The following is a 26,301-nucleotide window of genomic DNA, read 5'->3' on the forward strand; positions in this document are numbered from 1 at the left end:
TATACAAGAGAAATTCTAGGTAAGAAAGAATGAAACCTGAAGATTTGACCAGTCCAGTATCCCGAAATTCCGGAAATATTCTGGATTTCACCCAGGCCAAAAACCTGCTTTATTCTGAATTAAAAGGTCTAGGGGTCAAAGACTCCGAACTTCCCGCTTTTTTACCCGATAAAAAAGATCTGAGGATAGAATTCCCAATCCCGGGTGCGGACAAAGGCCAACTTTTGGACTGTATCCAGATCGTTCGAAATCATATTGAAAACCTAAGGATCCATACATTCGAACCTGGATATGTCTGTCTCCAAGCATTGAATGAGAATTTATTCGAAACCAAAAACATCCTAGACAATGCAAAGTTCCGTTTCTATTCGGGAAGGAACCAAAGCAAGATAGAAATGACCAAAAAGGGAGATTTCCATAGAGAGGAAATTTTCTCCGCAATTGATCTATTCAAATATCTCAGACTTTCCAAACAAGAATCCGTTCAGAATCCAAAAGAACTATTACTCAGACTAGGGATTGATGTATTCGATCCAATAGAAGCAAAGAAGAAGGGAGACTGGATGACATTCGAAACCATCGCCGGTTACGAGGATGTCAAAAGGCAAATATTAGAATCCATTATACTTCCACTCAAATCTCCGGAGACACTAGAGGAACTTTCTAAACTCACCCGAAAATTCCCAGGCAGAACAAAACCTAGGGCAATTCTTTTAGAAGGAGAACCTGGGGTTGGAAAAACTACTATGGCAAAGGTGATTTCCTGCATGACTGAGATCCCTCTTATCTATGTGCCAGTGGAATCTATTTTAAGTAAATATTATGGGGAAAGCGCCCAGAACATGGCTTATGTCTTCGACGTGGCCTCCCTATTCCCTTCTTGTCTTCTATTTTTGGATGAAATAGATTCCTTAGCTGGGTCCAGAGACGACGGCTTATTCGAGGCCACCCGAAACATTCTATCCGTATTATTACGAAAACTAGATGGTTTCGAAGGGGGACAAAAATCGATTACTCTAGGGGCAACTAACAGAAAGCAGGATCTGGACAAGGCTTTGGTTTCCAGATTTGACAGATCCGTATTCTTCCCCCTACCTAACGAAAAAGAAAGGGCTGCGATATTAGGAAATTATGCTAAACATTTACAGGATTCCGAGCGTTTAACAATTTCACAACGATTGGGATCGCATTCTGGGCGGGATTTAAGGGATTTCTGCGATTTTGTAGAAAGAAGATGGGCGGCCAACCTGATCGAAAAAGGATTGAAACCGACTCCTCCCCCCTATGAACTGTATTTGGAAACGAGTTCAAAATCCGGAAAATAAACGTTTTCGGTGCGAAAATGTAAGTCTTGGATTTAATCGGGAGTCTATTTTACCGATACTAGAGACAGGGAATTCTCGACTTTCGAGAAACCCAAACGCAGAAGAGACCAAGGAAATAGGGTACAATGAAACGCAAAATCGCATTCTGCCTGGCAATTTTTTCAATCGCAGGCATACTCAACGCTCAAGACAACCAAGCCCAAAAGAAGGAAGACGGTCAAACCGGTGCGGCTATCCTTGAAACGGAAAAAGGTCTGGATCAAAGAGTTACAGCTCTAAATGAAAGACTAAAACGTCATACAGTACTCATGAAAATGAAAGTACGTGTTCTTCCATTCCGTACGGTTCTGTTCAAAGGAAAAGCAAACAACGATGAGTGTGTTGCTTCCAACAGTAACGCACAAGAAGATGCAGCAAACAACTGTATCAGAGTAGAAGTTTACGATTTCATTAAGGATGAGGAAAGAGGACAAGGTAAGATCGTTCAAGGTGGACTTTCCAAGTATATGGAAATCTACTTCGAAGGGCCAAACACAAACGATCCGGATCCTAGAATGGAACCTCCTCGTAAAATCAGCAAAATTATCAGCAAAGTTTATAAGAACAACTTCTTGATCGAAGATAAATCAGTATCTGAGATCATCGATAGAGCTCCGAACGACCAACCAGGACATAACGATAAGATCGAACTTTTCTACCAAAAGAACGGCTATCCTGAAGGCGGTCGCCCTGAGACTCCTAGCGAAAAAGGTGTTGGTAAATACGTTCTTGCTAACGTAGAAAATACTAAGACCCACCCTATCCGTAACTCTTTCAAAAAGACTTTCTACATTAAACATTTGGATACGTTCGACAGATTATTTACCAAAATTTTCGATTACAACGACCAATTAGGTAATGAGAATTACAAAGAGAACGTAAACACGCTCAAGGAATCCCTGAAATACTAAGCTAAGTGCGGTATATTCTTCCTTGTTCCTCCTGCGGCACCGAACTCAGGATTCCCATCGATATGGGAAAACTGACTGTTCGGTGTCCTAGATGTTATCATTCTTTCGTTTTTGATCCAGAAGACTCCGCCAGTTTTAGAGGTGGAAGATACGATCTACCTGGAGGAGACTCCAATACGCAGAGTCCTCGTTCCGTGCGGGGATTTTTTCGTTTTCTAGAAGATAAATTCGAATCCATCAAATCCAGATTTAGTCGGAACAGATCTTACGGTTGGCAAAATCCTGGAGAACGTCCCAAATCATTCGAAAATTATAATGATCAGAATCGCACTGGATTCGGTCCAACACTCGCAAAATATATTTTATTCTTTCTTATACTGATCGGGATCACAAGAACCTGTTTCTTTTCTTCTCAAAACTGGAATGAATCTGTTCCAAATTGGAATTCTCCGGAAACCCAAGAACCTTCTATTCCAAGCCCAAAAGAAGAAGATGATGATAAAGCTCCCCAAGTAGAAATTTAGACGTATGAACTATTTAATATTGGATCTCTCTCAGAAAACAAATTCTGGGGAATTCAAGATCTCCAATAAGGATCGGGTCACTCATATCCTAGACATTCTACAAAAAAAAGAAGGAGATAAGATCAAAGCCGGATTATTAAACGATAGTTTAGGAATTTTTAAAATTCTAAAGATATCTTCCGAAGGAATTTTAGGATCTTATACACAAATTATAAAACCTAAGAGAAGAAGTCCCGGTATAAATTTAATCGTATCCATCCAAAGACCTCCGACTGTGGAAAAAATCCTAGAACTTGCCAGTGTATGGGGTGTACAATCCTTAGAATTCAGGCTTGCAATATTATCCAGAAAGGAATATCTCACCTCCCCTGTTTGGAAAGAAGAGAATATTAAAGAAAAACTAATCCTTGGAATGGAACAAGGCGGCAACGTTTTTCTTCCTAATGTAGAACTTGGATTTGTTCCTCCAGTTAAAAAGACTAGTTTCAAGAAGAAGCAGTCCATTTCGGAAATAGTATCTTCTTCTCGTAATTTTTTCTATTTGGATAAAAAAGGAAAATCCATCCAAGAGTTTCTTCCATTGGAAAAAAAAGAATATTCTATCTTAGTTGGGCCTGAACCCGGTTGGACGAAATCAGAACTGGAAACATTCAAAAAATCGAATATCCCAGGGGTCAGGCTTTCTTCTTCTGTTTTGAGATCAGAACAAGCTGTGTCCTTCTTTCTTTCCCAATGGGAAAACTCAAAGAACCCTCGTTTAAATTAGAAGGATAAAGAGTTAGAAAAAAGGACCTTTTGTTCGTCTTGGGCCACAAAACTATTCGATGTGCTATCGTATACCCATCTACGGATATCCTGCACTCTGATCGCGATAAATCCTAGATTCAGAGCAGCTTCAATTGCCCCTACTGAGTTATCATCTACCTTGAATGCATCTTTGTTCTGATCAAAATTTTTACGTGTATAATAACCGGAGATCATGAATAATGAACCGATCGGAAAATACAAACCTACGAATATTCTGGAATTATTCGGTCCCGAATAATTCTCATAGTTTGCCTCTAAAGATATTCTATAAAAACTTAATACTACGGATGTGAAATATCCTTTCAGCCTTGCAGCATCCGGATCCAGAAGTTTAGCTGCTTCCAATTTTGTTACTGGAAGTTGAGAATTTACATTGGCTTGGTATCTTTCTAACTCATAAAAGCTATCGAAGTACATTGGAATATAATTCGCATCCATATTCCTGTATTCAGGTTTGATCTTAGCGTAAATATCTTTTCCGCCGAATCTGAACATTGCACCAGTGTGAGTTCCTTTAGAATTCAATATCTTGATCGTGTTTACATCATAGTAAGGAGTAACTTCTACATATTTTGTACTGATCAGTTTGTATTCTGCATCCATACCTTGGATGACCAATTTTTCTGATTGTTCGACAAGAGGATTATTATTGGAATCCAAACGTAAACGACCAGTTGTATCAAATGCAAGTTGTGTAGGAGCTTTTGTATCGAATGCAGTAGTATATCCTATAGAAAATCTATTCGCAAAATTGTCCTGATTGAAGAACTCTTTTAATTTTTCCTTACGAGACTCTGGTTTTTTCTCGATAGGGATCATTTCTTCTCTGATCTGGTGAGTCTTTTGGTCTTCTACCAATGCTCTGTATTTTTCTCTATCTTCTGGCTCTACTCCAGCTTCTTCATAAACTTTTTTTCGACCGGCCTCGTCTGCTACGTTTCCTTGTCCAAGTTGTAACATTCCGAATAGCTGGGATCTGCCTGTAAATAGATCAAATAATTTGAATGCGATTGCAAACGGACGAACGTACCCTCTGGCAGCACCTATCTCGTGAGTATAAACAGAGTTTGTAAATACCTGCAATCCACCATAATCATTATTAAAATCAGCCATGAGGCCAACATTATAAATGTCTATCCTCTGGTTATTCACATAACGGTTTACGATGGTTCCATGCCCTATATATCCATCAAAAAGTTTCCCTGCATAAAATGAAAAGGTTGTTTCACCTGGTTTATAAAGTCCGTACGTCCCATACCAAATATTATTGATAAGCCTTAGATAATCACTTTTTTGATCGTAATCAATTTTACGAATACTTCCCACTTTTAAGGTTGGATCTTTTGGATCCTGGTCATACGCAAGAAAGTTCATCGGAGCAGTGAGTGATAGTCCGAATTCTCCGCCAAAATTCAAATTTAAGGTAGGAGCAAGATATAGATAATAATCGTTATTAAACTTGTTCACCCCTGCATCAAATGTGAATGGATCAGGAGGTTGCATGAACTGTCTGCCAGGAGGCATCCAGAGCTGTGCTTCAAGCTCTTCCCCTGGTACTAAATAAAGGGAGAGAAGTATAATTCCCGGAAGTATTAGAGATTTCTTAATTAAATTCAAAAAGTTTAATTTCATATTTGAGCCGGAATTTCTCCGGGGACCGATTTCAATTCATCCAAAAATAGTACCACTAGTATCGTATTACAAACGTGGAATCTAAATGACTTACCGATTCTACCAGAACCTTGCGTTGAAAAACCAATAAAACAGGAACATTTCTCGTATTTTAGAAAATATTTTCCAAAATCTATAGATTTTCATTTCTTAAGGGATGAATTTTCGAAAGAAATTGCAAATCTGTTCTGAAACCCCCAACTTCCGCTATAGCGATTATTTTATCTTATTTATTAAATTTTAGATGGACATTGTAGAATAAATTTCTACACTCAGTAAAAAGGAGCCCTACTAGCGATGGCAAGAAACTATAAACCAGAAACAATCGTTCTTCACGGAGGACAGTCACCGGATCCAACTACCACATCCAGGGCAGTCCCTATTTACCAAACAACGTCCTATGTTTTTAAGGATACAGATCATGCAGCGAGATTATTCGGTCTCCAGGAATTCGGTAATATTTATACAAGGATTGGTAACCCAACTACTGATGTTCTAGAGCAAAGAGTTGCTGCATTAGAAGGTGGAGTTGCCGCCCTAGCAACCGCTTCCGGCCAATCCGCGGAAACATTAGCACTTTTGAATATAGTAGAAGCTGGACAGGAGATCGTAGCATCTTCTTCTCTTTATGGAGGAACTTATAATCTTCTTCACTATACTTTCCCTAAGTTGGGCATCAAAGTCCATTTTGTGGACCAGTCCAATCCGGAAAATTTCAAAAAAGCGATCAATGATAAGACTAGAGCAATCTTTGCTGAAACCTTAGGAAATCCTAAGTTGGATACTCTTGACATAGAAGCAGTTGCTAAGGTTGCTCACGAAGCTGGAGTTCCTCTTGTAATCGACAATACCCTACCTTCTCCTTATCTGATCCGTCCTATTGATTTTGGTGCGGACGTAGTAGTTCACTCTTTGACCAAGTTTTTAGGCGGTCATGGAACTTCCATCGGTGGGATCATTGTAGATTCAGGTAAATTCAATTGGGGAAACGGTAAGTTTAAGAATTTCACCGAGCCTGATCCAAGTTATCATGGCCTGAAATTCTGGGATGTATTCGGTAAGTTCGAACCATTTGGCGGAGTGAATATTGCATTCATCATTAAGGCTCGTGTCCAAGGTTTAAGAGATTTAGGACCTGCGATTTCTCCATTTAATGCGTTTAATATCCTACAAGGTATTGAAACTCTTCCTTTGAGGATTACTCAACATTCTCAGAATGCTCAGAAAGTTGCGGAATATCTTTCTAAACATCCTAAGGTAACTTGGGTGAACTACCCTGGTCTTCCAACTGACAAAAACTATGCTCTGGCTAAAAAATATCATACCAGAGGATTGTTCGGAGCGATCATAGGGTTCGGAGTGAAAGGTGGAATTCCTGAAGCGAAGAAGTTGATAGACGGTCTAGAATTATTCTCCTTGCTTGCAAACGTAGGAGATGCGAAATCACTTGCCATCCATCCGGCTTCTACTACTCACCAACAGTTGAGTCCAGAAGAACAATTGGCCGCGGGGGTGACTCCTGAGTTTATCAGACTGTCGGTTGGTCTAGAGCATATAGACGATATTATCACGGACCTGGACGAAGCACTGAAAAAGGTGTGACTTCCGACTCCGTTCAAAAAATCGTCTAATAATCGGCCACTTTCTCTTTTTACTTTCCTAAGCTTGCTTTGGATCGTCGAAAAAGGAAAGTGGCTTAGTTATTTGGAACTTAAATCATGGGATCGAATCAATCCGTTGGAATAGTAGAACCTAAAACCGCAGTGCTGGGAGATCTACGCCTGGACAACGGCTCCGTTCTTTCCCCTACCATAGTAGCCTACGAGACTTATGGAACTCTTTCTCCAAACAAAGACAATGCAATCTTAATCTGCCATGCACTTTCAGGTGACGCTCATGCAGCAGGCTTTCATTCAGAAGCAGACAAACGTCCTGGATGGTGGGATGAATATATTGGCCCTGGCAAATCATTTGATACAAATCAATATTTTATAATATCTTCTAATGTGATCGGTGGATGTAAGGGGTCGTCCGGACCTATGAGCACCAACCCAGTCAGCGGTAAACCTTATGGATCGAGCTTTCCTTTCGTTTCCATTAAGGATATGGTAGCTGCTCAAAAACTTTTAGTAGAATCTTTCGGTATCCAAAGATTGCTCTGTGTTGCTGGCGGCTCCATGGGTGGAATGCAAGCTTTACAATGGAGCATTTCTTATCCGGATGCTTTAGAGAATTGTATAATCCTTGCTTCTTCTGCTGAACATTCTGCGATGCAAATCGCTTTTAATGAAGTGGGAAGGCAAGCTATCCTCTCCGATCCGAATTGGAATAACGGCTTATACGAAGAGAGTGCAACTCCTAGAAAAGGTCTTGCACTCGCTCGAATGATGGGGCATATCACTTATCTTTCTGACCATAAGATGAGAGAAAAATTCGGCAGGAAACCTCCTATCGGAAACTTATTAAACTCTGATTTTGCGGTCGGAAGTTATCTGATCTATCAGGGAGAAAGTTTCGTAGATCGTTTTGATGCAAATTCATATATCTATGTGACCAAGGCATTAGATCATTTTAGCTTGGGCAAAGGACAAGAACTTACTAAAGCTCTTAGTCCAGCTCAATGTAGATTTTTAGTGGTCTCTTATAGTTCTGACTGGCTTTACCCACCTTCTCAATCCAGAGAGATCGTAAGAAGTTTAGAAGCTTCTGATAAAAGAGTCTTTTATGTGGAGCTTACTACGAACGAAGGCCATGATAGTTTTCTTCTTCCAAACCAAAGACAAGAAGATGTGATCCGAGGTTTTCTAAATATGCCGGTGAACGAATGATAGATTCTAAGATCTTAAGTAGCACTACTCTGAGTGAAAGACCGGACTTCGCGTATATTCTGGATACAATCTCACCAGGCTCCAGAGTTTTGGACCTTGGCTGTGGTAATGGAGATCTTCTCTATCTTCTAAAACAAAAAGGAATTAGAGGACAAGGGATCGAGAAGGATGAGGACGCAATCGTAGAATGTATCCGCAAGGGTGTGTATGTTCACCATGGAGATATTGACGAGGGCTTAAATCATCACGAAGACAAACGTTTTGATTATGTGATCTTAAACCAAACCATCCAAGAGACTAGACATCCCGGCGATATCATTAAGGAATGTTTGAGGATCGGTAAACGAGTGATCATCGTTTTCCCGAATTTTGGATACTGGGAAGTTCGTTTCAGAATCTTATTCCAAGGAAAAACGCCTGTTACGGATCTTCTTCCTTATCGTTGGTTCAATACACCAAACCTGCACTTTTTATCCGTTCTGGATTTCCAGGAATTCTGCGATATTCGTGGTTTTACGGTAGAAGACAGAGCATTCTTCACTGACTTAAAGCAGGTAAAGTTTAGTCCGAACTTTTTTGCAAAGTTAGCGCTTTTCCAGATTAGATAGTTTCGCACAGAGATCGCTGAGGACGCAGAGAATTTTCTCACGCAGAGACGCCAAGGCGCGGAGGGTCTCTTGTAGGAGTTCCACAACTGGGACCTGTCTATCTTAACAACTTTTGAAATTCCCTACTTTGGTGCAAGACCGCGTATAATAGTTTACAGAATGAAAAATATCTTCTTCAGCGCTAGGCTTAATTCTGACTTCTAAATTTGTCACTTTTTAGAATGTAAGATCCGATTTTTAAGCTCTGTCCAAGATATTCCGACTGTATTTTGTTCACTAGCAAATCTTTCATCCAATAACTGCTTATCTTCTTTAGAAACGTGAATCGCAGGATTTTTTAAGGCAATTTGATCCCATATAGTGGAAAGAGCATCGATCTGCTCTTCGATTTGCATACTTTGAATCTCACCTATCGTTATTTTAGGAAGGATATTCATTATTTAAATTTATACATCAAAATGTATCCAAAATCAAGTCAGAAATCTGAAAGATTTTCGCACGGAGTTCGCAGAGAACACAGAGATTTTCTCACGCAGAGACGCGAAGCCGCAGAGATCGGAAAGAAATTGCGATGTTGGGGTTCCTACATGCGAGTATAAAGTGGGGTGTTAGAGTTCCTACATCGCACACACAAAAAATCTCTCCGTGAACTCTGTGTTCTCCGCGCGAACTAGCCGACAGCGATCTTCCCTGCTCTTTCTAATGCCTGGTCGATCAAAGACTGGTACAATGTTTGGATTGGAATTCCTGCAGCTTTTGCTTGTTGAGGGATCAGACTAGTTTCCGTCATTCCGGGTAACGTATTTGTTTCGAGAACGAATGGAATTTCTCCCACGACTATAAAATCTGTTCTAGAGTAACCTTCGCATCCTAAAGTTTTATGAGCTAGGATGGATTGTTCCTGGATCTTGGAGATAATTTTTTCTGGTAAACGAGCAGGAGTAATCTCTTGAGAAAGTCCAGGTTTGTATTTGGATTCTACGTCGAAAAATTCACCACCTGGAATGATTTCAGTAGGAGGAAGTGCTTCTAAAATTCTTTTGGTATCTTCTTTCTTTTCCCAAACTCCGCAGGAAACTTCCGTTCCTTTTAAGAATTTCTGCAAGATCGCATGTTCCTCTGCATCAAAGAATTCAGGTAATCTTTTACGAAGATCTTCCGGTCCTTCTATCCTGAATGTATGAAAACTAGAACCGCCTTCTACCGGTTTTAGAAAAAGTGGATATTCTAAAGCTGAGTTTTCGACCGAAGTCGGATTTTCAGAATATTCTTTTTTCTTCAATTCCCAAAATGGAGCAACTGACATTCCAGCAAGTTGGAATAATCGATTTGCTCTGATCTTGTCCATTGCAAGCGCAGATGCTTTTACGTCTGAACCAGTGAATGGAATTCCAAGAACTTTTAAGAATCCTTGGACAGATCCGTCTTCACCGCTGGTTCCATGTAACCCTAAAAATGCTATATCACAATCTAATGAGGAAAATGCTCCGGCTACAGTAGAATGAAGTTCTTCGAATTCTTTTAAATACTCTTCTGGATTTTTGGAATTTCCTTCCGGAAACTCGGGTCGATACTCTTTAGGGATCACCCATCTGCCGTCTCTGGAAATCAGAATGGGTTTGACCGAATGTCCCATGGAAGACAAAGTTTTACTTATGAAAGTGCCTGTGCGCAGGGAAATTTCGTGTTCTGTGGAAGTTCCGCCGAATAAAACTGCAATTTTCAATGATCTAATCCCCTGTTGCTTAGGATTTCCTGGGAAGAATGATAAATAAGAATCTAGTACTGATCCTTTTCTTCCTAGTTTGTACGGAAAGTCTATTTTCAGAATACCCTTTCAAACCGGTTTCTCCTTATCCTTCCGATTACAAACAATTTTGGTTCTTATACCAATCTGAAAAAAGATTGGGAGAAGAAGAACATATCTTCAGACCATTCTTCTCCACTTATAAAGAAACCAAATCCAATTATAGATACGATACTTTCTTATTTCCGATTTACTATTCTGAAAAGACTGATTATTGGAGGGTCTGGAGTTTTCTATTCTTTGTTAGTGGAACAGAAACCTACCATGATGATATTGGTTGGGACGAGGACACTCTTTCTCCATTTCTGATCTGGGGAAAAGGAGAAACTGCTAGAGAGTCTTATTTAGGATTTTTTCCTTTGTTCGGAAGATTGCGAGGTAAAGCAAGTTATTCCGAACTGAACTTTACACTCTTCCCTCTTTATTCTAATTGGAAGTACAAGAATTATAATGCCCACGGGATCTTATGGCCTCTCGTCATGTGGGGAGGTTCAGAAGTCAGAAATGATTTACGGATCTTTCCTTTTTATTCTCATAAGATCCATAAAGGAAAATACGAACGTTATTCTGTTCTTTGGCCATTTATTCAATGGGGAAGTATCAATGAAGACAAGAGAGAACCATTCACTTATAAAATGTTTTGGCCCTTCTACCTTGCTAAGGATTCTGAATTTGGAAATATGAAAGCAAGAGCTTTTCTTTGGCTTCCTGTTTTAGGTTCTTTGTTTTCTTATGGGTACGATAAAAGGACGCATGAAAAAGATCTGAATGTTCTGTTTTTCCTTTTCCAATATGGCCAGAACGATGACGAGGATTACAGAAAATTAATCCTATTTCCTTTTTACGGTTATTATAGATTTGCGTACAAGGAAACCCGATTTTTCACTCCATTCTATTTTCGCTTGAGCACAGACAGCCATCATCTTAAATCTTCTGAAACTTATTTCATTCCATTTTGGTGGAGAACAAACAGGACTTACGTTCAGTGGGGAAGAGAAGATAATTATTATAAACTATGGCCGCTCTTTCGTTGGCATGAAGACAGAGAGGGCAACCTGACTTGGAATTTCCTTTCTTTATTTCCTATAAAATCAGAACTTGTGGAAAGGATCTGGGATCCAATTTGGTCCATCGTCGAGTATCAAAAATTATCTAATGGAGAAAAAAGACTCTCTTTTTTAATGAGATTTTATACCCAGAGATGGAACGAAGAAGAATTGCATATCCATGTGCCTTTGCTCGTGGAATACAGTTCAACTCCGGAAAAAACTTCTTATCAATTTTTATACGGTCTATTCGGATTAGAAAAAACTAAGAATAAGACTACGGTGCAGATTTTTTGGTGGATTAGGCTCTAATCGAAATGTTGGAATCCCTTAAAGAAAAAACGAATGATACTCTTTACTCTGCAGGTTATACGATTGTACTAATTGCAGAGACCTTCTTAAACCTAAGATTCACCGTTGAAAAACGGAAAGAAATTTTAGATCAAATGTTTATCGCAGGTGTAGGAAGTTTGTTTGTGGTATCGGTGGTTGCTGTTTTTACAGGAATGCTTCTTACCCTAAACACAGGACTTGGTCTAAAAGATTTCGGGGCAGAAGGACAGATCGGACTTCTTCTTACAATCACTCTCACCCGAGAGATGTCCCCTTTTATGACTGCGCTTATCTTAGCAGCATCAATTGGTTCTGCGATCGCTGCTGAGATCGGGACCATGAAAGTTTCTGAAGAAATAGATGCTCTCGAAGTGATGTCAATTGATCCAGTCAGATTTCTTGTATTTCCGAGAGTATTAGGTTTTTCTTTAATGGTTCCTGTGCTTTGTGTATATTCCAGTATATTAGGAATTTTAGGTGGAGCGATCGTAGGACATTTCCAATTGGGAATTGAATATATAGTATATTTCCAGGACGTGAATGAAAGGATCACTTCAATTCCAGGTCTAAAAGATCTTTATACGGGTTTATTCAAAGGTTATGTATTCGGTCTTATCATTTCTGCAATATCTTGTTCTCATGGTCTCCGAACTTCAGGTGGAGCCATAGGTGTGGGTAGAGCCACAAGAGAATCAGTTGTGACTTCTTTCTTGATGGTTATCTTTTTTGGTTATGTGATCACGGCGATCTTTTACAGGCAATAGTCATGGAAGAATACGCAATAGAACTTATCAATCTACACAAGGCTTTTGGACAAAGAAAGATCCTGAAAGGAATGAATCTCCAAGTAAAAAAGGGAGAAACAATGGTCGTGCTTGGACCTTCCGGAACTGGAAAATCAGTCACACTAAAACATATCACAGGCCTACTCGATCCGGATGCTGGAGAATGTAAGATCTTCGGAGAAAAAATCTCAGGTGTAGAAATTCCGGAAAGGGAAAGGATCCGTTCTAAAATGGGAGTTTTATTCCAGTCAGGAGCACTCATCAACTGGATGACTGTTTTTGATAACGTTGCACTTCCTTTAAGAGAGCATAAATTATATCCAGAAGAGGATATCCAACGTATCGTCGCCGAAAAACTCAGGTTAGTGGATATGACAGTCGCGAAAGATAATTTTCCGAACGATATCTCAGGTGGTATGAAGAAGAGAGCGGGACTCGCAAGAGCGATCGCCGCCAATCCAGAAATCATTTTATATGACGAGCCCACCTCTGGTCTAGATCCTGTTATGTCAAACGTGATCAACGAACTGATTATTCGTATCAAAAAAGAAACTGGTGCTGCCCAAGTTGTGGTCACACATGATATGTCCAGCGCGTATATGATAGCCGACCGCATTTCATTTTTTTATGGGGGACAGGTCTTATTTACTGGAACTCCGGAAGAAGTGCAGAATTCTCCAAACGAATTCATCCGTCAGTTTATCAATGGGCATACAAAGGGACCAATGATTCTGGAAACTAAGAATTGAAACCTGGGTCCTAAGAGAATATTCTGGATAAAAAGTCCGATATATATAATAAGAGTTTTGGATCCTAAATGAAATCCTTTCGTTATCTTTTAGTAGGTGCTATCTTTTCAGTCGCCTTGGTCGTAGTAGGTTATTTTACCGTTATGACTGAAGGTGGACCCGTCCAAAAACGGGGAGAATTCCTAAAAATCAATTTCAAAAACTCAGAAGGGATCAAGGTTGGAAACAAGGTCACCGTACAAGGTGTTCCATTTGGTTATGTTTCCAATATTCGACTCATCCAGATAGATGAGAACGGAGCTGTACTTCCTGCGGGAGAAGTAGGAGTCGCTACCAGGGTAGAAGTTACCATTCTTCTAAAAGAACCTGTACGTTTGTATGAAAATTATGATATTGCAATACGTAACGAAAGTTTGCTTTCCGGTAGAGTGATTTCCATAGACCCAGGAACTTCTGAATCCACAGAAGAAGGGAAAGGTACACCTAGGACCTTCCAGGTTGTGGATTATAAATCCGGAGCTTCTTCCTTAAAGGGAAGAGTATTGCAAGATCCACTCGTATCTCTTTCGGAACTCATCGCGGAAAACAGAGGAGATATTCGTAAAACTTTCTCTAACGTAGCTGATATCACTACTAAGATCAATACCGGAGATGGGACCTTAGGTAGGCTTATCAATAGAGATGATCTTCATACAAATGTGAATACTGTTTTAACGGACGCACAGATCGTTCTGAGAGAGCTTAGAGAAGGTCTGGAAGATACAAGGGAACAAGCCCCAGTCACAAGCTTTATCCGCGCAGCACTTAGCTCTTTCTAAAACCTTTTTCTTGCCAAATCAGGTTCTATACGGGAGACTTTCCCTATGTCTTCTCGTAAAATCGCAATCATCGGTACAGGAATTATGGGTAGAGGGATCGCAAATAATCTCTCTAAAGAAGGTCATTCTCTTCAATTATATGCTCGTAATCCAGAAAAGATCCGGGATCTAAAATCAGCAAATATTTCCATCCACGGAAATATCCAAGAAACTGTAAAAGATTCTGAAATTATAATACTTTGTCTTACAGAAGACAATGTGGTAGAAGAGTCAGTATTTTCCTCAGGACTTTTAGAAACAAAGGCAAAGTTTGTGATAGATGTTGGCACAACCTCCCCTTCCCTAACATCAAAACTAAATACTACATTCCAAAAACAGAATATTATTTTCTTAGACGCACCTATGACTGGTTCCAAAAATGCGGCCAGAGATGGACAGATCCTATTTATGGTAGGAGCAAAATCACAAAATGAGATCCAAGAGATCTCTTTTATATTTGAGATCTGCGGTAAGAACACTATTTATTGCGGAGAAGTGGGAGATGGACAGAAAGCAAAAATCGCTCTTAATATGGTGCAAGCTGGGATCTTCCAAGTTTATATGGAAGGTTTTTCTTTGGCAAAAAGCCAAGGTATAGATCCCTCTATCCTGAAATCTATTTTAGAACAATCTGCTGCTAAGTCTGGAATTTCAGAGTTTAAGTTTCCATTTGTATTCTCAGGAAATTACGAAACACATTTTGCTTTAAAGAATATGTATAAGGATCTTAAACATGCGCTCTCTTTAGGAAAAGAATCCGGGACAAAACTTCCGCTTTGCTCCGGATTAGATGAGATCTACCGCGCCGGTATAGACGCGGGTTTTGGTGAGAAGGATTATTGCAGCCTAAACGAGGTTACGGCGCAGATACCTCCGGCCAAATGATCTTTTCGATGAGACCGTTTCCGTTTTTATCTATTCTCAGCTGGATTTTGGCGCCCGGCTCTCGAAGTTTTTCTTCTAATTTTTGAGCGCCTTCTTCCGGGATAAAGTATTTGCGGAAAGGGTAATTAAAGTTTCCGTAATTACATTCTCCCTTGACGTAATTCCAACAAGTTGTATCGTTTTTGAGTTCGTTACAATCAGAGTAAAAACGTATTTCATATTCAGAAGGTTCTCTGGAGTCAAAACAAACACAGGTTTCTTTTTTAGTTAACTTACTTCCGTCCGCGGTTGCTGTTGCAGACTCTAACGAGGAAGAAACGTAATCTCCCTTTTGGCAAATATCATCCGAATATTTACGATCTATCTGAAATCTGAGATATTGTCCTGAAAGTAAATCTCTAGGATCATATCCTGTAATTGGAAGGATCAGAATTTTTCCATTCCTAAGATCGAATTCTCTTTCTAATGCAACGGATGCCAGAACGATAATTGGTAAAAATACCGCAAGAATTGAAATATTAAACTTCTTCATATTCCTAACTCCTCTTCTTCTTGAAAGAGTTGATTGGCAGCATCTCTAATCCTTTCTCTCATCTTAAAGACTAGGATACTAAAACCTAAAATAAATGCTCCTGATACTATCAGTCCAATTCCTGTAGCAAGTAAACTTCCGAATACTTCCAGATAGACAGATACAAATCGCACACCTAAAATCAAAAGAGACAAATCAAACCATCTTCTGGATGCGAAAAATAAAAAAGTAAATGGTATCCAAGCTAGAAAGAAAAAGATCATAGCTGGAAATTTTCCATACCAATGGAAGGTCTGAGGATAATTTAGGAATCCTAAGAAAATCCCTGAAATAGAAAGTAAGATAATCTTTCTGCGAGAAAAACGATTTCTAAAAATTTGAGAAACTGCAACGAGTAGAATTGGAATCAATAAAGGCCAATACCAAGCGAAAGGAAGATCGTATCTTCTGGCAAATTCAGGATCTGCATCCAAGTTCGGTATATCATGAGTCTCAAAACTTCCCCAAATAGAAGAGGTTAAAAAGAAACCGAAAGCCCAAAGTAAAAACGGATTCACCAGAATAGAGGTTTTACTCTCTTTAGTTTCCAATCTTTTTTCTGTAAAAATAGCAATTCCTGCAAATACCCAAGAAGCCACAAAGAAGAAGAGAGAAAAATAATGACTTCTTTCCTTCCAGCCGATATCAGGATGATTGTCTATCCAACTTAAGAAAGAAGAACTAAATACTGCGATCCAAAGATGTTGCAGTACTCTACCCGGATACATGATCACAAGTAAAATCGTAATCCCTGACCAAAGAAGCAACCCCTGGTATAATTTCCCCTGAGTATGATAAACTTGGGAAATCAGACCAATATTCGCAAAAAATAATACACAAAGAAGCAAAACTAAAAGGTAACGGATTGTATCATTCCAAATATCTTTACTTTGAGAATATAGGATTGTTATTCCTATCCCTGAAAGTATTGTAAAACTGCTGAATAATTTTACTGAATAATGGATCTTATCCCAGTTAGCAGCCACCATTGCGATGACTCCGAGTCCAATAACTACAATCCCTAATGCTAAAAAGGAATAGAATACATAAGGAATTTTTTTAGAATCTTCGAACTTAAGAATGGACTCAGACTGAGCCTGGCTTATGAGTCCGCCATCCACCCAAGTTTTTAATTTTTTCTTCCAATTCATAACGCGAAAGTTATCTGAATTGAATACAATTCAGTCAATCTTTCTTTCTATAAATTACTGCGAGAACTAGCCAGCTACGCAATTATCTGGCAAACTAAACTCAGTCTTCTTCTTTGCTTCCCAAAGATTTCCTTACATTACTACGGTATCTTTCTTTAAAATAAGACTTCGCAGTCGGTGGACCGATCTTAGCGTCTTTCAGCCTTTTTTCGTTAGCTGAAATTCTGTCCTCGTCCAGAGGGTGTGTGCTCAAATATTTTTCTAAAGGAATATCAGCACCCGCGAGTTCAGGATCTCCTTTCTTCTCCTTTTGGATATCCCGGAAAAAATCAGCGATCGCTCCAGGATAATAAGGAGTCGACCTCATATAATCGAAGCCGTATTCATCTGCTTCTTCTTCCATAGAACGAGAATTTGCAAGTCCCAATAGATTTGTAGAAAGCCCTGCAATTTCCGCCGCATGCTGTGCCAAATCCGGACCAAGCACAAATGAGAGAGCAAAATATATGGAGAAGTATAAAGTAATATTTGTGGATAATTGTTTTGTAGAATGCCTTCTCTCCGCATGAGCGATCTCATGAGAAAGAATACCGGCAAGAGTTGCCTCATTATTCACAAACTGAAGAAGTCCAGTATATACGAAAATATATCCGCCAGGTGCGCATATCGCATTGATGACTTTATCATCATCTATTATGGTTACCTTATATTTGAATTCGTCTTTGTATTTGATGGATTTGGATTTTAAGATCCGGTCCACAATTGATTGCAGGTATTTTTCTAAAGATTTATCTTTATAAACTTTACCGTGAGCATCTCCGGTTACTGCAGCCTTATAAAATTGTTCTCCTAAAAATCGATCCACGTCCAAAGGGAAAACAAAATCTACCATCCATCCACAGTTTTGGAGACTAAAAAGTAAAAATAGGACCAGGAAATATTTGCGAATAGAATTTTTATTCATGGAACAACTCACTCCGAGTATAAACGGATTTCGTAACCGCCGTAGGCGCGGATATTAATGACCACATCCTCGAACAAAAGATATTGTCCTTTGATGCCAAGTAATTTGGAATTTATTTCCATCCCCTTATCCGGGGAGAAAGATTTGGATTTTTCAGGATATGCTGAAATAGGATAGCTTAATTTTGTAATTTTTTGTTCATCGGATTCAGTATATGGAACTCCTAGGTCCCAGGAATCTAAAACTTCAAGTAGTTCTTTCTTTTTGGAGATTAGGTCAAATGGAACTGAATCTTCAGTTACCATCTTCTGCCATTTGGTTTTATCATCTATAATAGAGGTAAATTGTTTTTCAATGAGTCCTGCATCTCGTCTGGAAGAAACTTCTAATAGTGGAATCGCTTCTTGAGCGCCTTGGTCCACCCAACGATTGGATACAGGTTTTTCACGAGTGATCCCAACCTTGAGCCCGCTCGTATTTGCAAGATAAACAGTATGTTTTTGAAAGCAGTAACCTTCTCCCCATTCGGGCTCCCTGCAAGTTCCTAAATGAAAATGGCAGGTCTCTGGACGAAGAATACATAGATCATTTTCCGCTAATGTTTGGAAACAGTTGAAACAACTTCCCTGATTAAAACTTTTACTCGTAACTTTTCCGCAGTTTACACAACGGATCTTTCCGGTAAATTCAAGTTTTACCTTTTTACCTACAAGACTTCCGATCTTAAAATTTGCAGGAACAAGCCTGGCCTCTTGTTTTCCGGATTCTGAAGATGGATAAGAAGCTACTACCCAGATATATTCAACTGGGTCGATACCTTCGTGATCCATCATTCTTAAAAAACCGGCAGAGAGTTCCTTCATGGAAAATAGTATTCCTTACCACCAAGTGGTCTTAACAAAGAATCCACTTTTACGATTAAGATAGTACTTAATTCATGACCTTTCCAGTCAAAAACCACTATTTTATCTTCATAAGAATAATGACTTAGCTTTCCATCAGTATGATAGAATAATTTCAGATCGCTCTGGCCTTCTTTTCCGGGAAGAGAAAGAACTCCTTTTCCCGCGAGTGTTCTTCCTTCGTACCATTTTGCTTTTACAGGAACCGGAGGGATTGTTTTACTTGGGGTCAAACCATTGGTAGAAGACGCAGCATTAGGAGTTGTAGGTTCAGAGTTTTCTGCCAATTTATCTTCGAATGTAGAAGTCTTAAGTAGCGAACAATGGAAATTTCCTTCCAGTTTAGGGAAATCCTGGTTACATGCAGTTTCTTTTACATAGATTTCTTGGTCGAACGAAGCTCCAGTTCGAACACTTTGGGCAATCTTTGCGAATGCGTAAAATTTCAAACGGCCTAAAACTTCTTTTAAGCCGTATTCTTTCCATTCTCCGTTTTCATTTTCAGCGAAAATGGAGAATGAAAAACAAAGGGCGAGTATAATAACGAATCTGGTTCTCATAATATATCTTTCGAAATTAGTTTATAAAACATTAGTAGATCAGATATTTTTGGATCAGTCTATTTGTAGAAGATTCAGATTCTGCATATGTAGCTTTAAATTCTTCGTACGTTTTACCAGCATCTACTGATTCTCTGAATTTTTCGGTTCCCCAAAGAAAATCTATATTATGGGATCCGTCCGCATATTGTCTCCATTTGAAATCTTTATATTTTTTTTTCATAATGGAAGTCAGGTTATATGCCATTCTGATCGGGTCATATTTACGATTTACAACTGTTAGACGCAGGCCCCTGCAAATTTCTCCCTTAAAAGGACCGAATGTAGGTTTAAAGAATACACTTTGGTAATAATAATCACCTTTGCTGTCCTCATTCAATTCTGGGATAATATCTTCAGGTTCATTCATCCAAGGAGCGCCGAAATATACAAATGGAGCTTGTGTCCCTCTTCCTACAGAAACATTAACTCCTTCTAATAATACTAAACCTAGATAATTTCTTGCAGAATCTAACATAGGAAGATTTGGAGAAGGTGTGGACCAAGGGATCCCTTCTCTTTCCCAATCAAATCCTCTTTTAAAGTTTTCTGGTGAGATAATATCCAGTTTCACTTTTCCACCCAGATATTCTCCATTATAGAATGCAGCGGCTTCTCCCAGAGTCATACCTGTGAAAAATAAAGAAGGAAATTCACCTGCGAAATTTAAAAACTTCTTCTGTATACCTTCTCCCCTTGCACCTAAATATAATGCAGGATTTGGATGATCTAAAAGAATAAACTTGGTATTTGGATCAGGTAAATTATCCATCAAACGTTTGAGAACACTTACATAAGTATAACAACGCATTCCCATATCGACTACATCAAACACTACTGCGTCTGCACCTTTGAGTATTGCAGGGATCTCTGAGTTTTTAACTTTATAAATATGATAGATAGGAAGTTGAAAAGTCTCATCCATTGTAACTGGAGATTTGCTAAAGTCTTCTTCCAATCCTAAAAATCCATGTTCGAGTCCGATCAAATGTTTGATCTTAACTTTTTTATCCTTAAATTCTTTTAAGATCTTTTCTGGATGTCTTCCAATACCAGATGGATTTGTAACAAGCACAACGGATTTACCAGCAAGACTTGGAAGTACTTGTTCGTAAAAGGAAACTTCGGCAGGGATAATTTTTGATTTAGAAATATGACTTCTGGATGACGCTTCTACGCAGGAGCCTGAGGAAATTGTCAGAAAAAAAATGAGTAAAGTTAGGTTTTTTTTGTTTCTTTCTTTGAACCGCATGTAAGATACCTTATTTGTTCAGTAAATAGACAGAATTCAATACATCAAGGAGAAAAAGGAAGCGATATGGCAAAGCTGCCCATCCTGCGGATAACCGCTCTCACACTGATTTTAGGTTTCGCTTTTGCATGCGCAACGGGTGACGGATCCCGACGCAAGAAAAAAGAAGAATTCACTAGAGAAGGAAATACCATCACCGTAATCGGAGAAGCTCCGATTTATAACGGAGATATAGCGAACGCAAAACAAAGAGCGATCAAAGACGCAAAAGTTAATGCGGTACGTAAAGTTGTTGGTGAAGAAATTTCCAATAAAAGCCAAGCTTCCGACGGAGAAAGTTTAGGCTCTAGCCTACTTTCCAAGACCGATGCATTCGTAAAATCATACGATATCGTTTCGGAAGACCAAGGTAAAATAGATACTCAACCTATTTTAAAACTTACAGTTCGTTGTACTATCGAAGAATCTAAACTTTCCACTGCTGTAGAGGGTTTACTTGCTGATGTAGGAAATCCAAGAATTGTAGTTTTAGTTCCTTCTAAAGTTGGAGGAGCTCCAGTTGCTCCTTTAAGCAATGGTAATATTGCAGAAGCTGAGATCATCAAAGGACTCAAAAAAGCAGGAAACAAGATCGTAGATCCAGGAACTGCTTCTAAAACTGTTAAACCTTCTGGTTTGAATGCTGATGCAGTAAATTCTTTAGATGCAGGAGCTGCGATTTTAATCCAGGCTCAAGCTTCCGGAGCAGAAGTTCTAGTAGTTGGTTCAGTAGAAACTGAAGACCAAGCCCCTGTAACTGCGATCGGTGGAAAAACATTGGATAGGCCTTTATTCAATACTGCTGCGACCGGATCTTATAAAGTGATCCTGCTTTGGGGAGACGGAAAAATCGTCGATACCGGCACAGGAGACGGTCGAGCTGCGGATATTACGCAGAAAGTATCTCGTGAAAAAGCGATTGCTGCTTGGGCTGAAAGTGTTACCAAAAAAGTAAACAAACAACTAAAAGAAGAATGGTTCAATCTCACTGAGAATAATACAATCATTCTTAAGTTTACTGGATTGGATGCAGACGAATCCACTAAGTTCAAAGATGATCTAGCAGAATTAACTGCTGCAAAAGACATCAATGTTAGAGCAAGCAACGTAAGCGGTTCAGAGTGGGAAGTTACCTACCCAGGAAAAGACGCATTGTTTATGGACGAGTTAGTCTATAAAAAAGACAGAGGATTTACTTTCTTAGCTACTAAGAAAATGAATGTTAAGTCTGCTGCAAGAGGCGTGGTTACTTTGGAGTTCTCTCCTAATAAATAATCGGTTTATCAATCGATTCTAAAGGAAAGCCGGCGGTTTTGACGTCGGCTTTTTTTATTTTAAGATCACTTCTTAGCGATACTTTTTAGGGTCTCATGATAAATACTTTCATGATGAGTGAATGTCTGCCAAAACTTAGGAACTGATTCTTTATAAAGTTTAGAAACAAGAATATCCAAATGTGTATGCCAGCCGCTCGAAACCATAAGTTTACCAAATTCATCCACAAGTTTATAATGTCTTAATGTAAGAAGAACATCTTCTCCCTTTTCTTCTAGTTCAAAACTAACTTCAGAATTAGGATGCCAAGTAAAACTTAAAAAATGAGGAGCATCGATTGCAGTAATCGTTTCTACTCCGTTGATACCGTTTTCCATTTCCTTAAATCTTTCCGGATAAACTTTCTCATCAGAAAGAGAAGAATGCAAAAAGTTTAATTCTACTTTCCCACCTACCTTCAACTCCATAGTTCCGGAAGCAAGCCAGGTGCCTCTTTTTTCAGAATCAGTTAAATATTCCCAAACGGTTTCAATCGGCCCAGGTAATAATCTTTGGAAACGAACTTCGGAATCCGAAGTGAAGGTTCCATACGTTTTGTTCACAGATAGATCTTTCATCACTATCTTCTCCCTTTTTTTATTTTATTCGCTCTTAATTCTTTTTCCAGAAGATCAAGTCTTCCTTCCCAGAAAGTTTTTGCTCTATCAATCCAGTCTTGGATCTCTTTCCAACCTTTATAATCCAAGGAATGGATCCTCCTTTGTCCATCCACTCTCACTTGGATCAGATTACATTCTTTCAAAACCTTAAGGTGCTGAGATATCGCAGCGGAGCTTATATCAAAATGTCCCGCGATTTCTCCTGCACCCATTTCACCATTGAATAGTAGTTCTAAAATTTTGCGTCTGGTTGGATCCGCAATTGCATCTAAAGCTTGCATGAACATATATTTAAGTATTAACTTAATTAAGTCAATGCTTAAATATAAAATTTTAGAAAATTATAAGCAGGAATGTTTAGTAAAAATTGATTTTGACGATAGAAATAAAAAAAGCCACCGGAGTTTTCATCCGGTGGCGCCTGTTCCCGAAAACTACATTTGTAGAAGTTTGAGGACCGAATTCGGTTTTAGGTTTGCTTGCACTAACATCGCCGTACCACTCTGCACGAGTATTTGTTTTGTAGTTAGAGCAACCATCTCCTCCGCCATATCAGCGTCACGAATTCTGGACTCAGATGCCTGCATATTTTCATACGCTGCCATGAGACCTTTTGCGGAATGTTCCAGCCTATTAAAATAAGCTCCCATATCCGCCCTCTGCTTCATGATCTTTCCGAGCGCAGCATCGGCTAAGCCGATCACTTCATTCGCTTCCCCAGGAGAAGAAACCGCAATCGGTCTACCATCTGCCTTGGTAAGCTTTAAAGCTCGGGAAGTCATAGTTCCAATGAAGAACCTTTCCCTTTGGTTCTGGTTCGGTCCCATATGGAACCACATAGAAGCTCTTTTCGAACCTCTAGCGAAGTCTCCCTCGAACAATTTGAATCTATTGAACTCAGCTTGAGAAGCAATACGATCCACTTCGTCGACAAGGGCGGAAACTTCCACCTGAACCAATTGTCTGTCTTCGGGGCTGTAGATCCCGTTCGAGGTTTGGATAGCCAAAACCCGGATTCTTTGGATGATATCCGAAGACTGTTGAAGGAATCCTTCTGCAGTCTGGATGAAACTCATCCCATCTTCCGTATTTCTCTCCGCTTGCCTCAGCCCGTTGATCTGCGTTCTGAGTTTTTCGGAGACAGCCAAACCCGAAGCATCATCACCGGCAGAATTGATCCGCATGCCGGACGACAAAGCTTTCATGGTTTTATCCACAGCTAGCTCGTTGAACTTCAGAGAGCGGTGAGAATTCACCGCACTCAGGTTGTGATTGATAATCATCCTACACTCCTTGTAGAGAGTTTCCGGAGGATCTCCCTATCCTCCGATCGGACATGACCTGTCCGGTGCTCCGGGATGGACCCGGTCGGACCACCCGACAGGTCATTTTCTCCCGAGGAGATCTAGGATATTTTCAATCAACCATAAGAACGCAAAACTACGTTATGCGACCTTACAAAAGTACAATAAGCTTTAGGTTATTACTAACCCGGTTCGGTTTCTTCGGAATTCCTCCTTGGAAAAGGAACCGGAAAAAAATTGGGGAAAGAAGAAGATTAGACCCGACGTTTTTCCTGTACCTTTTCGTTATAGTCCGCAAAGCAGGCTTCAAGAGCCGGAGCTTGCGACGGCGATTAGGGTCTGTAGACAACGATAGCCGCTAACGCGGCTTCGGAGTTTTACAGAAAAGTTCCCGGTGCGGGAGCATCACTGCTCCCGCTGCCGGAAAGTCCTAATTACCTAAGTAACTGGAGGACAGACTGAGGTCTTACGTTAGCTTGCGCTAACATTGCAGTTCCTGATTGAACCAAAATTTGGTTCTTAGTGAATGCAACAGTTTCCTCTGCCATATCCGCGTCCCTGATTCTCGACTCTGAAGCTTGGATGTTCTCGTAAGCTACCATTAGGCCTTTAGATGCATGCTCTAAACGGTTATAGTAAGCTCCAAGATTTGCTCTTTGTTTGTTGATTTTCATTAAAGCATCGTCAAGAAAGCCGATTGCTTCGTTTGAAAGTTCCGCAGTAGAAAGAGTCAAAAGTGTTCCGTCAGACTTGATTAAGTTCAGAGCCTTAGCGGTCATAGTTGCGATATAGACACGTTCCCTCTGGTGCTGGTTCGGTCCGATGTGGAACCACATAGAAGCAGTTCTTGATCCACGAGCGAAATCGCCTTGGAGCAATGCCATCTTGTTGAACTCTGCTTGGGAGGAAATGCGATCAATTTCGTCTATAAGCTGAGAAACTTCTACTTGGATCATCTGACGGTCTTCTGCACCGTAGATTCCGTTGGAAGATTGGATAGCAAGTACACGGACCCTCTGGATGATATCATTAGTTTCCTGCAGATATCCTTCAGTTGTTTGGATCAGGGACATGCCGTCCTCAGTGTTTCTCTCCGCTTGGCGAAGTCCTTTCACCTGAGTTCTCATTTTCTCGGAAACGGCTAGACCGGATGCATCATCACCGGCGCGGTTGATACGCATACCGGAAGAAAGTGCCTCCATGTTTTTCGCCACTTCGTTGTTCTGGAACTTCAGAACGCGGTGGGAGTTAATCGCGGCTAAGTTATGGTTAATGATCATTTGTTTCCTCCTTGAAACTGAGATCATGAGCCCGGCGTCCGTGCCGGGATCTGTGCTGGTTTGGTTTTGGTCTTTTTTCTATATGTTTAAATGAAGGCTGAGATCTGGGATAAACCTAGAAATTCAGGGTTTCCTTCAGATATATCTTCGGTGAAGCACATGGCCTAGATTAATTTTGACGAAAATGAAGATTTTCGCTAATTTTAGCTATTTTTTGATGATTTTTAGCGATTTTTAAAGAAAGGAAGGAAATAGATTTGGAGAAATTTTCTAAAAAATTTTCCTTTTTTGGGCTCATCTAAAGTTTCGAGAAAACCGGAAATTTCCATAAGCATTTTTTTTATTTTTAGAAGAAGTTTCCGAATTCGTAACAAATCTTCCTAATCTAACCCTTCCCTGAAATTAAAAGCCCCTCCCCTGTAATGATCCTCTGACAGAATTAGAATTTAAACTCATTCCTCCCAATGATAATGCGAGAAGATAAGCGAGAAACATTCCACAGGATAAGAATCCGATCACTAAAAATAATTTCCAATTACCATATACAATATTCAGAAAGCCCCAAGAATCTAAAAAAAGAGACTGAGGATTTGCAATTAGGTCCCAGGAATTCCATCTATAAAATCTACCAATACAAACTCCCAAGATTGTGATTGGAGAAATTAAAACAACAAAAGCCCAGCCAAACCAATGATTGGTCTTATCATTCAAAACTAATTGTATCATTCTCAAAGATATAAAACCTGAAAATAATCCACACCAGGAAAAAGAAAAGATCATCAGTATATCAAACCAGATTGGAATCGAATTCCTGAGCCTTAAATGGACGAAATCTGTAACAATATAAGGAGCATTAGGAAAAAATAATAACCAAAGCCCTAATAAAATAAAAAAGAATAAACCTATTCTGCGATTTCTAAATTCATAATATGCGTAGATGAAATATGAGATAACTAAGGGAACTATTGCTAAAAATAAATTCCAAACTAAAAAAGAGAAACTTTTCTCTCTGGAAACTGAGATACGCATCGCAACTAAAAATACGCTAACAAAACAACTTAAAGAAAATACAAACAATTGTTGGATAAAAGGAATTTTACTGATTAATTTCATAATAATTTAACCTGGCA

General features: G+C 39.4%; 27 protein-coding genes. 13 read left to right on the forward strand and 14 right to left on the reverse strand.

Annotated features, from left to right (window positions below):
- Positions 1 to 29 precede the first annotated feature (29 nt).
- The 4 genes from EHQ52_RS01345 to EHQ52_RS01360 all read left to right on the forward strand — a co-directional run bounded on the left by EHQ52_RS01345 (position 30) and on the right by EHQ52_RS01360 (position 3,565).
- Positions 30 to 1,325, forward strand: a complete 1,296-nt coding sequence (locus EHQ52_RS01345) for an AAA family ATPase (RefSeq protein ID WP_135613498.1) — start codon at positions 30 to 32, stop codon at positions 1,323 to 1,325.
- A gap of 125 nt (positions 1,326 to 1,450) precedes the next feature.
- A complete protein-coding gene (gene fcpB, locus EHQ52_RS01350; RefSeq protein WP_086448898.1) occupies positions 1,451 to 2,275 on the forward strand; it encodes a flagellar-coiling protein FcpB in 825 nt (274 codons plus the stop codon).
- Positions 2,276 to 2,337: 62 nt separating this feature from the next.
- On the forward strand, positions 2,338 to 2,799 hold the full coding sequence (locus EHQ52_RS01355; protein WP_135613499.1) for a hypothetical protein: 462 nt from the start codon (positions 2,338 to 2,340) through the stop codon (positions 2,797 to 2,799).
- A gap of 4 nt (positions 2,800 to 2,803) precedes the next feature.
- Positions 2,804 to 3,565 carry an RsmE family RNA methyltransferase gene (locus EHQ52_RS01360; RefSeq protein ID WP_135613500.1) on the forward strand — a complete coding sequence of 254 codons (762 nt, stop codon included), beginning with the start codon at positions 2,804 to 2,806 and terminating at the stop codon, positions 3,563 to 3,565.
- Here EHQ52_RS01360 and impL63 read toward each other — a convergent pair.
- Complete coding sequence (gene impL63 / locus EHQ52_RS01365) at positions 3,562 to 5,238, reverse strand: cytoplasmic membrane protein ImpL63 (protein ID WP_135613501.1); 1,677 nt, start codon at positions 5,236 to 5,238, stop codon at positions 3,562 to 3,564. The genes EHQ52_RS01360 and impL63 overlap by 4 nt on opposite strands.
- A 336-nt stretch (positions 5,239 to 5,574) precedes the next feature.
- On the opposite strand from impL63, the gene EHQ52_RS01370 reads away from it, so the two are divergent.
- The 3 genes from EHQ52_RS01370 (at position 5,575) to metW (ending at position 8,713) form a co-directional block, all read left to right on the forward strand.
- A complete protein-coding gene (locus EHQ52_RS01370; protein WP_135613502.1) occupies positions 5,575 to 6,879 on the forward strand; it encodes an O-acetylhomoserine aminocarboxypropyltransferase/cysteine synthase family protein in 1,305 nt (434 codons plus the stop codon).
- A 116-nt stretch (positions 6,880 to 6,995) separates the two neighbouring features.
- On the forward strand, positions 6,996 to 8,105 hold the full coding sequence (gene metX, locus EHQ52_RS01375) for a homoserine O-acetyltransferase MetX (protein ID WP_135613503.1): 1,110 nt from the start codon (positions 6,996 to 6,998) through the stop codon (positions 8,103 to 8,105).
- Positions 8,102 to 8,713: a methionine biosynthesis protein MetW gene (gene metW / locus EHQ52_RS01380; RefSeq protein WP_135613504.1), complete on the forward strand. Its 612-nt coding sequence runs from the start codon at positions 8,102 to 8,104 to the stop codon at positions 8,711 to 8,713. The genes metX and metW overlap by 4 nt, the downstream gene beginning before the upstream one ends.
- 209 nt (positions 8,714 to 8,922) lie before the next feature.
- On the opposite strand, the gene EHQ52_RS01390 is transcribed toward metW, so the two are convergent.
- On the reverse strand, positions 8,923 to 9,150 hold the full coding sequence (locus tag EHQ52_RS01390) for a hypothetical protein (protein WP_135613505.1): 228 nt from the start codon (positions 9,148 to 9,150) through the stop codon (positions 8,923 to 8,925).
- A 233-nt stretch (positions 9,151 to 9,383) separates the two neighbouring features.
- Positions 9,384 to 10,439, reverse strand: coding sequence for a D-alanine--D-alanine ligase (locus EHQ52_RS01395; protein WP_135613506.1), 1,056 nt, complete (start codon positions 10,437 to 10,439; stop codon positions 9,384 to 9,386).
- Between the two features lie 38 nt (positions 10,440 to 10,477).
- Here EHQ52_RS01395 and EHQ52_RS01400 point away from each other — a divergent pair, with 38 nt between their 5' ends.
- The 5 genes from EHQ52_RS01400 (at position 10,478) to EHQ52_RS01420 (ending at position 15,175) form a co-directional block, all read left to right on the forward strand.
- A complete protein-coding gene (locus tag EHQ52_RS01400; RefSeq protein ID WP_135613507.1) occupies positions 10,478 to 11,878 on the forward strand; it encodes a hypothetical protein in 1,401 nt (466 codons plus the stop codon).
- Positions 11,879 to 11,883: 5 nt separating this feature from the next.
- Entirely contained in the window at positions 11,884 to 12,663 is a 780-nt protein-coding gene (locus tag EHQ52_RS01405) for an MlaE family ABC transporter permease (protein ID WP_135613508.1), read from the forward strand.
- Between the two features lie 2 nt (positions 12,664 to 12,665).
- A complete protein-coding gene (locus EHQ52_RS01410; RefSeq protein WP_135613509.1) occupies positions 12,666 to 13,433 on the forward strand; it encodes an ABC transporter ATP-binding protein in 768 nt (255 codons plus the stop codon).
- Positions 13,434 to 13,501: 68 nt separating this feature from the next.
- On the forward strand, positions 13,502 to 14,251 hold the full coding sequence (gene mce / locus EHQ52_RS01415; protein WP_135613510.1) for a mammalian cell entry protein Mce: 750 nt from the start codon (positions 13,502 to 13,504) through the stop codon (positions 14,249 to 14,251).
- Positions 14,252 to 14,296: 45 nt separating this feature from the next.
- Positions 14,297 to 15,175, forward strand: a complete 879-nt coding sequence (locus tag EHQ52_RS01420) for an NAD(P)-dependent oxidoreductase (protein WP_135613511.1) — start codon at positions 14,297 to 14,299, stop codon at positions 15,173 to 15,175.
- Here EHQ52_RS01420 and EHQ52_RS01425 read toward each other — a convergent pair.
- The 6 genes from EHQ52_RS01425 to EHQ52_RS01450 all read right to left on the reverse strand — a co-directional run bounded on the left by EHQ52_RS01425 (position 15,147) and on the right by EHQ52_RS01450 (position 20,614).
- Positions 15,147 to 15,707 (reverse strand): GDYXXLXY domain-containing protein, encoded by a 561-nt coding sequence (locus EHQ52_RS01425; protein WP_135613512.1) that lies wholly within the window; start codon positions 15,705 to 15,707, stop codon positions 15,147 to 15,149. The genes EHQ52_RS01420 and EHQ52_RS01425 overlap by 29 nt on opposite strands.
- The gene (locus tag EHQ52_RS01430) at positions 15,704 to 16,897 is read right to left on the reverse strand and encodes a DUF2157 domain-containing protein (RefSeq protein ID WP_135613513.1); all 1,194 of its coding nucleotides are present in this window, start codon (positions 16,895 to 16,897) and stop codon (positions 15,704 to 15,706) included. Before EHQ52_RS01430 ends, EHQ52_RS01425 begins: the two co-directional genes overlap by 4 nt.
- 100 nt (positions 16,898 to 16,997) lie before the next feature.
- Positions 16,998 to 17,861: a M48 family metalloprotease gene (locus tag EHQ52_RS01435; protein WP_135613514.1), complete on the reverse strand. Its 864-nt coding sequence runs from the start codon at positions 17,859 to 17,861 to the stop codon at positions 16,998 to 17,000.
- A gap of 8 nt (positions 17,862 to 17,869) precedes the next feature.
- A complete protein-coding gene (locus EHQ52_RS01440) occupies positions 17,870 to 18,724 on the reverse strand; it encodes a DUF2797 domain-containing protein (protein ID WP_135613515.1) in 855 nt (284 codons plus the stop codon).
- Positions 18,721 to 19,323, reverse strand: a complete 603-nt coding sequence (locus EHQ52_RS01445) for an LIC_11883 family protein (RefSeq protein ID WP_135613516.1) — start codon at positions 19,321 to 19,323, stop codon at positions 18,721 to 18,723. The genes EHQ52_RS01440 and EHQ52_RS01445 overlap by 4 nt, the downstream gene beginning before the upstream one ends.
- Before the next feature lie 31 nt (positions 19,324 to 19,354).
- Positions 19,355 to 20,614 carry an exo-beta-N-acetylmuramidase NamZ family protein gene (locus EHQ52_RS01450; protein WP_135613517.1) on the reverse strand — a complete coding sequence of 420 codons (1,260 nt, stop codon included), beginning with the start codon at positions 20,612 to 20,614 and terminating at the stop codon, positions 19,355 to 19,357.
- A 66-nt stretch (positions 20,615 to 20,680) separates the two neighbouring features.
- Here EHQ52_RS01450 and EHQ52_RS01455 point away from each other — a divergent pair, with 66 nt between their 5' ends.
- The gene (locus EHQ52_RS01455; protein ID WP_135613518.1) at positions 20,681 to 21,928 is read left to right on the forward strand and encodes a lipoprotein LipL46; all 1,248 of its coding nucleotides are present in this window, start codon (positions 20,681 to 20,683) and stop codon (positions 21,926 to 21,928) included.
- Between the two features lie 65 nt (positions 21,929 to 21,993).
- Here the strand turns inward: EHQ52_RS01455 and EHQ52_RS01460 are convergent, their stop codons facing one another.
- The 5 genes from EHQ52_RS01460 to EHQ52_RS01480 all read right to left on the reverse strand — a co-directional run bounded on the left by EHQ52_RS01460 (position 21,994) and on the right by EHQ52_RS01480 (position 26,284).
- Positions 21,994 to 22,545 (reverse strand): SRPBCC family protein, encoded by a 552-nt coding sequence (locus EHQ52_RS01460; protein ID WP_135613519.1) that lies wholly within the window; start codon positions 22,543 to 22,545, stop codon positions 21,994 to 21,996.
- 2 nt (positions 22,546 to 22,547) lie between these two features.
- The gene (locus EHQ52_RS01465; RefSeq protein WP_135613520.1) at positions 22,548 to 22,868 is read right to left on the reverse strand and encodes an ArsR/SmtB family transcription factor; all 321 of its coding nucleotides are present in this window, start codon (positions 22,866 to 22,868) and stop codon (positions 22,548 to 22,550) included.
- A 153-nt stretch (positions 22,869 to 23,021) separates the two neighbouring features.
- Positions 23,022 to 23,870, reverse strand: coding sequence for a flagellin N-terminal helical domain-containing protein (locus tag EHQ52_RS01470; RefSeq protein WP_008590488.1), 849 nt, complete (start codon positions 23,868 to 23,870; stop codon positions 23,022 to 23,024).
- Between the two features lie 455 nt (positions 23,871 to 24,325).
- Entirely contained in the window at positions 24,326 to 25,171 is an 846-nt protein-coding gene (locus EHQ52_RS01475; RefSeq protein WP_008591598.1) for a flagellin N-terminal helical domain-containing protein, read from the reverse strand.
- A 402-nt stretch (positions 25,172 to 25,573) separates the two neighbouring features.
- Positions 25,574 to 26,284, reverse strand: coding sequence for a DUF1361 domain-containing protein (locus EHQ52_RS01480; RefSeq protein ID WP_135613521.1), 711 nt, complete (start codon positions 26,282 to 26,284; stop codon positions 25,574 to 25,576).
- Between the last annotated feature and the right edge of the window lie 17 nt (positions 26,285 to 26,301).

The sequence above is a fragment of the Leptospira koniambonensis genome, from assembly GCF_004769555.1.
GTDB classification, from domain to species: Bacteria; Spirochaetota; Leptospiria; order Leptospirales; family Leptospiraceae; genus Leptospira_B; species Leptospira_B koniambonensis.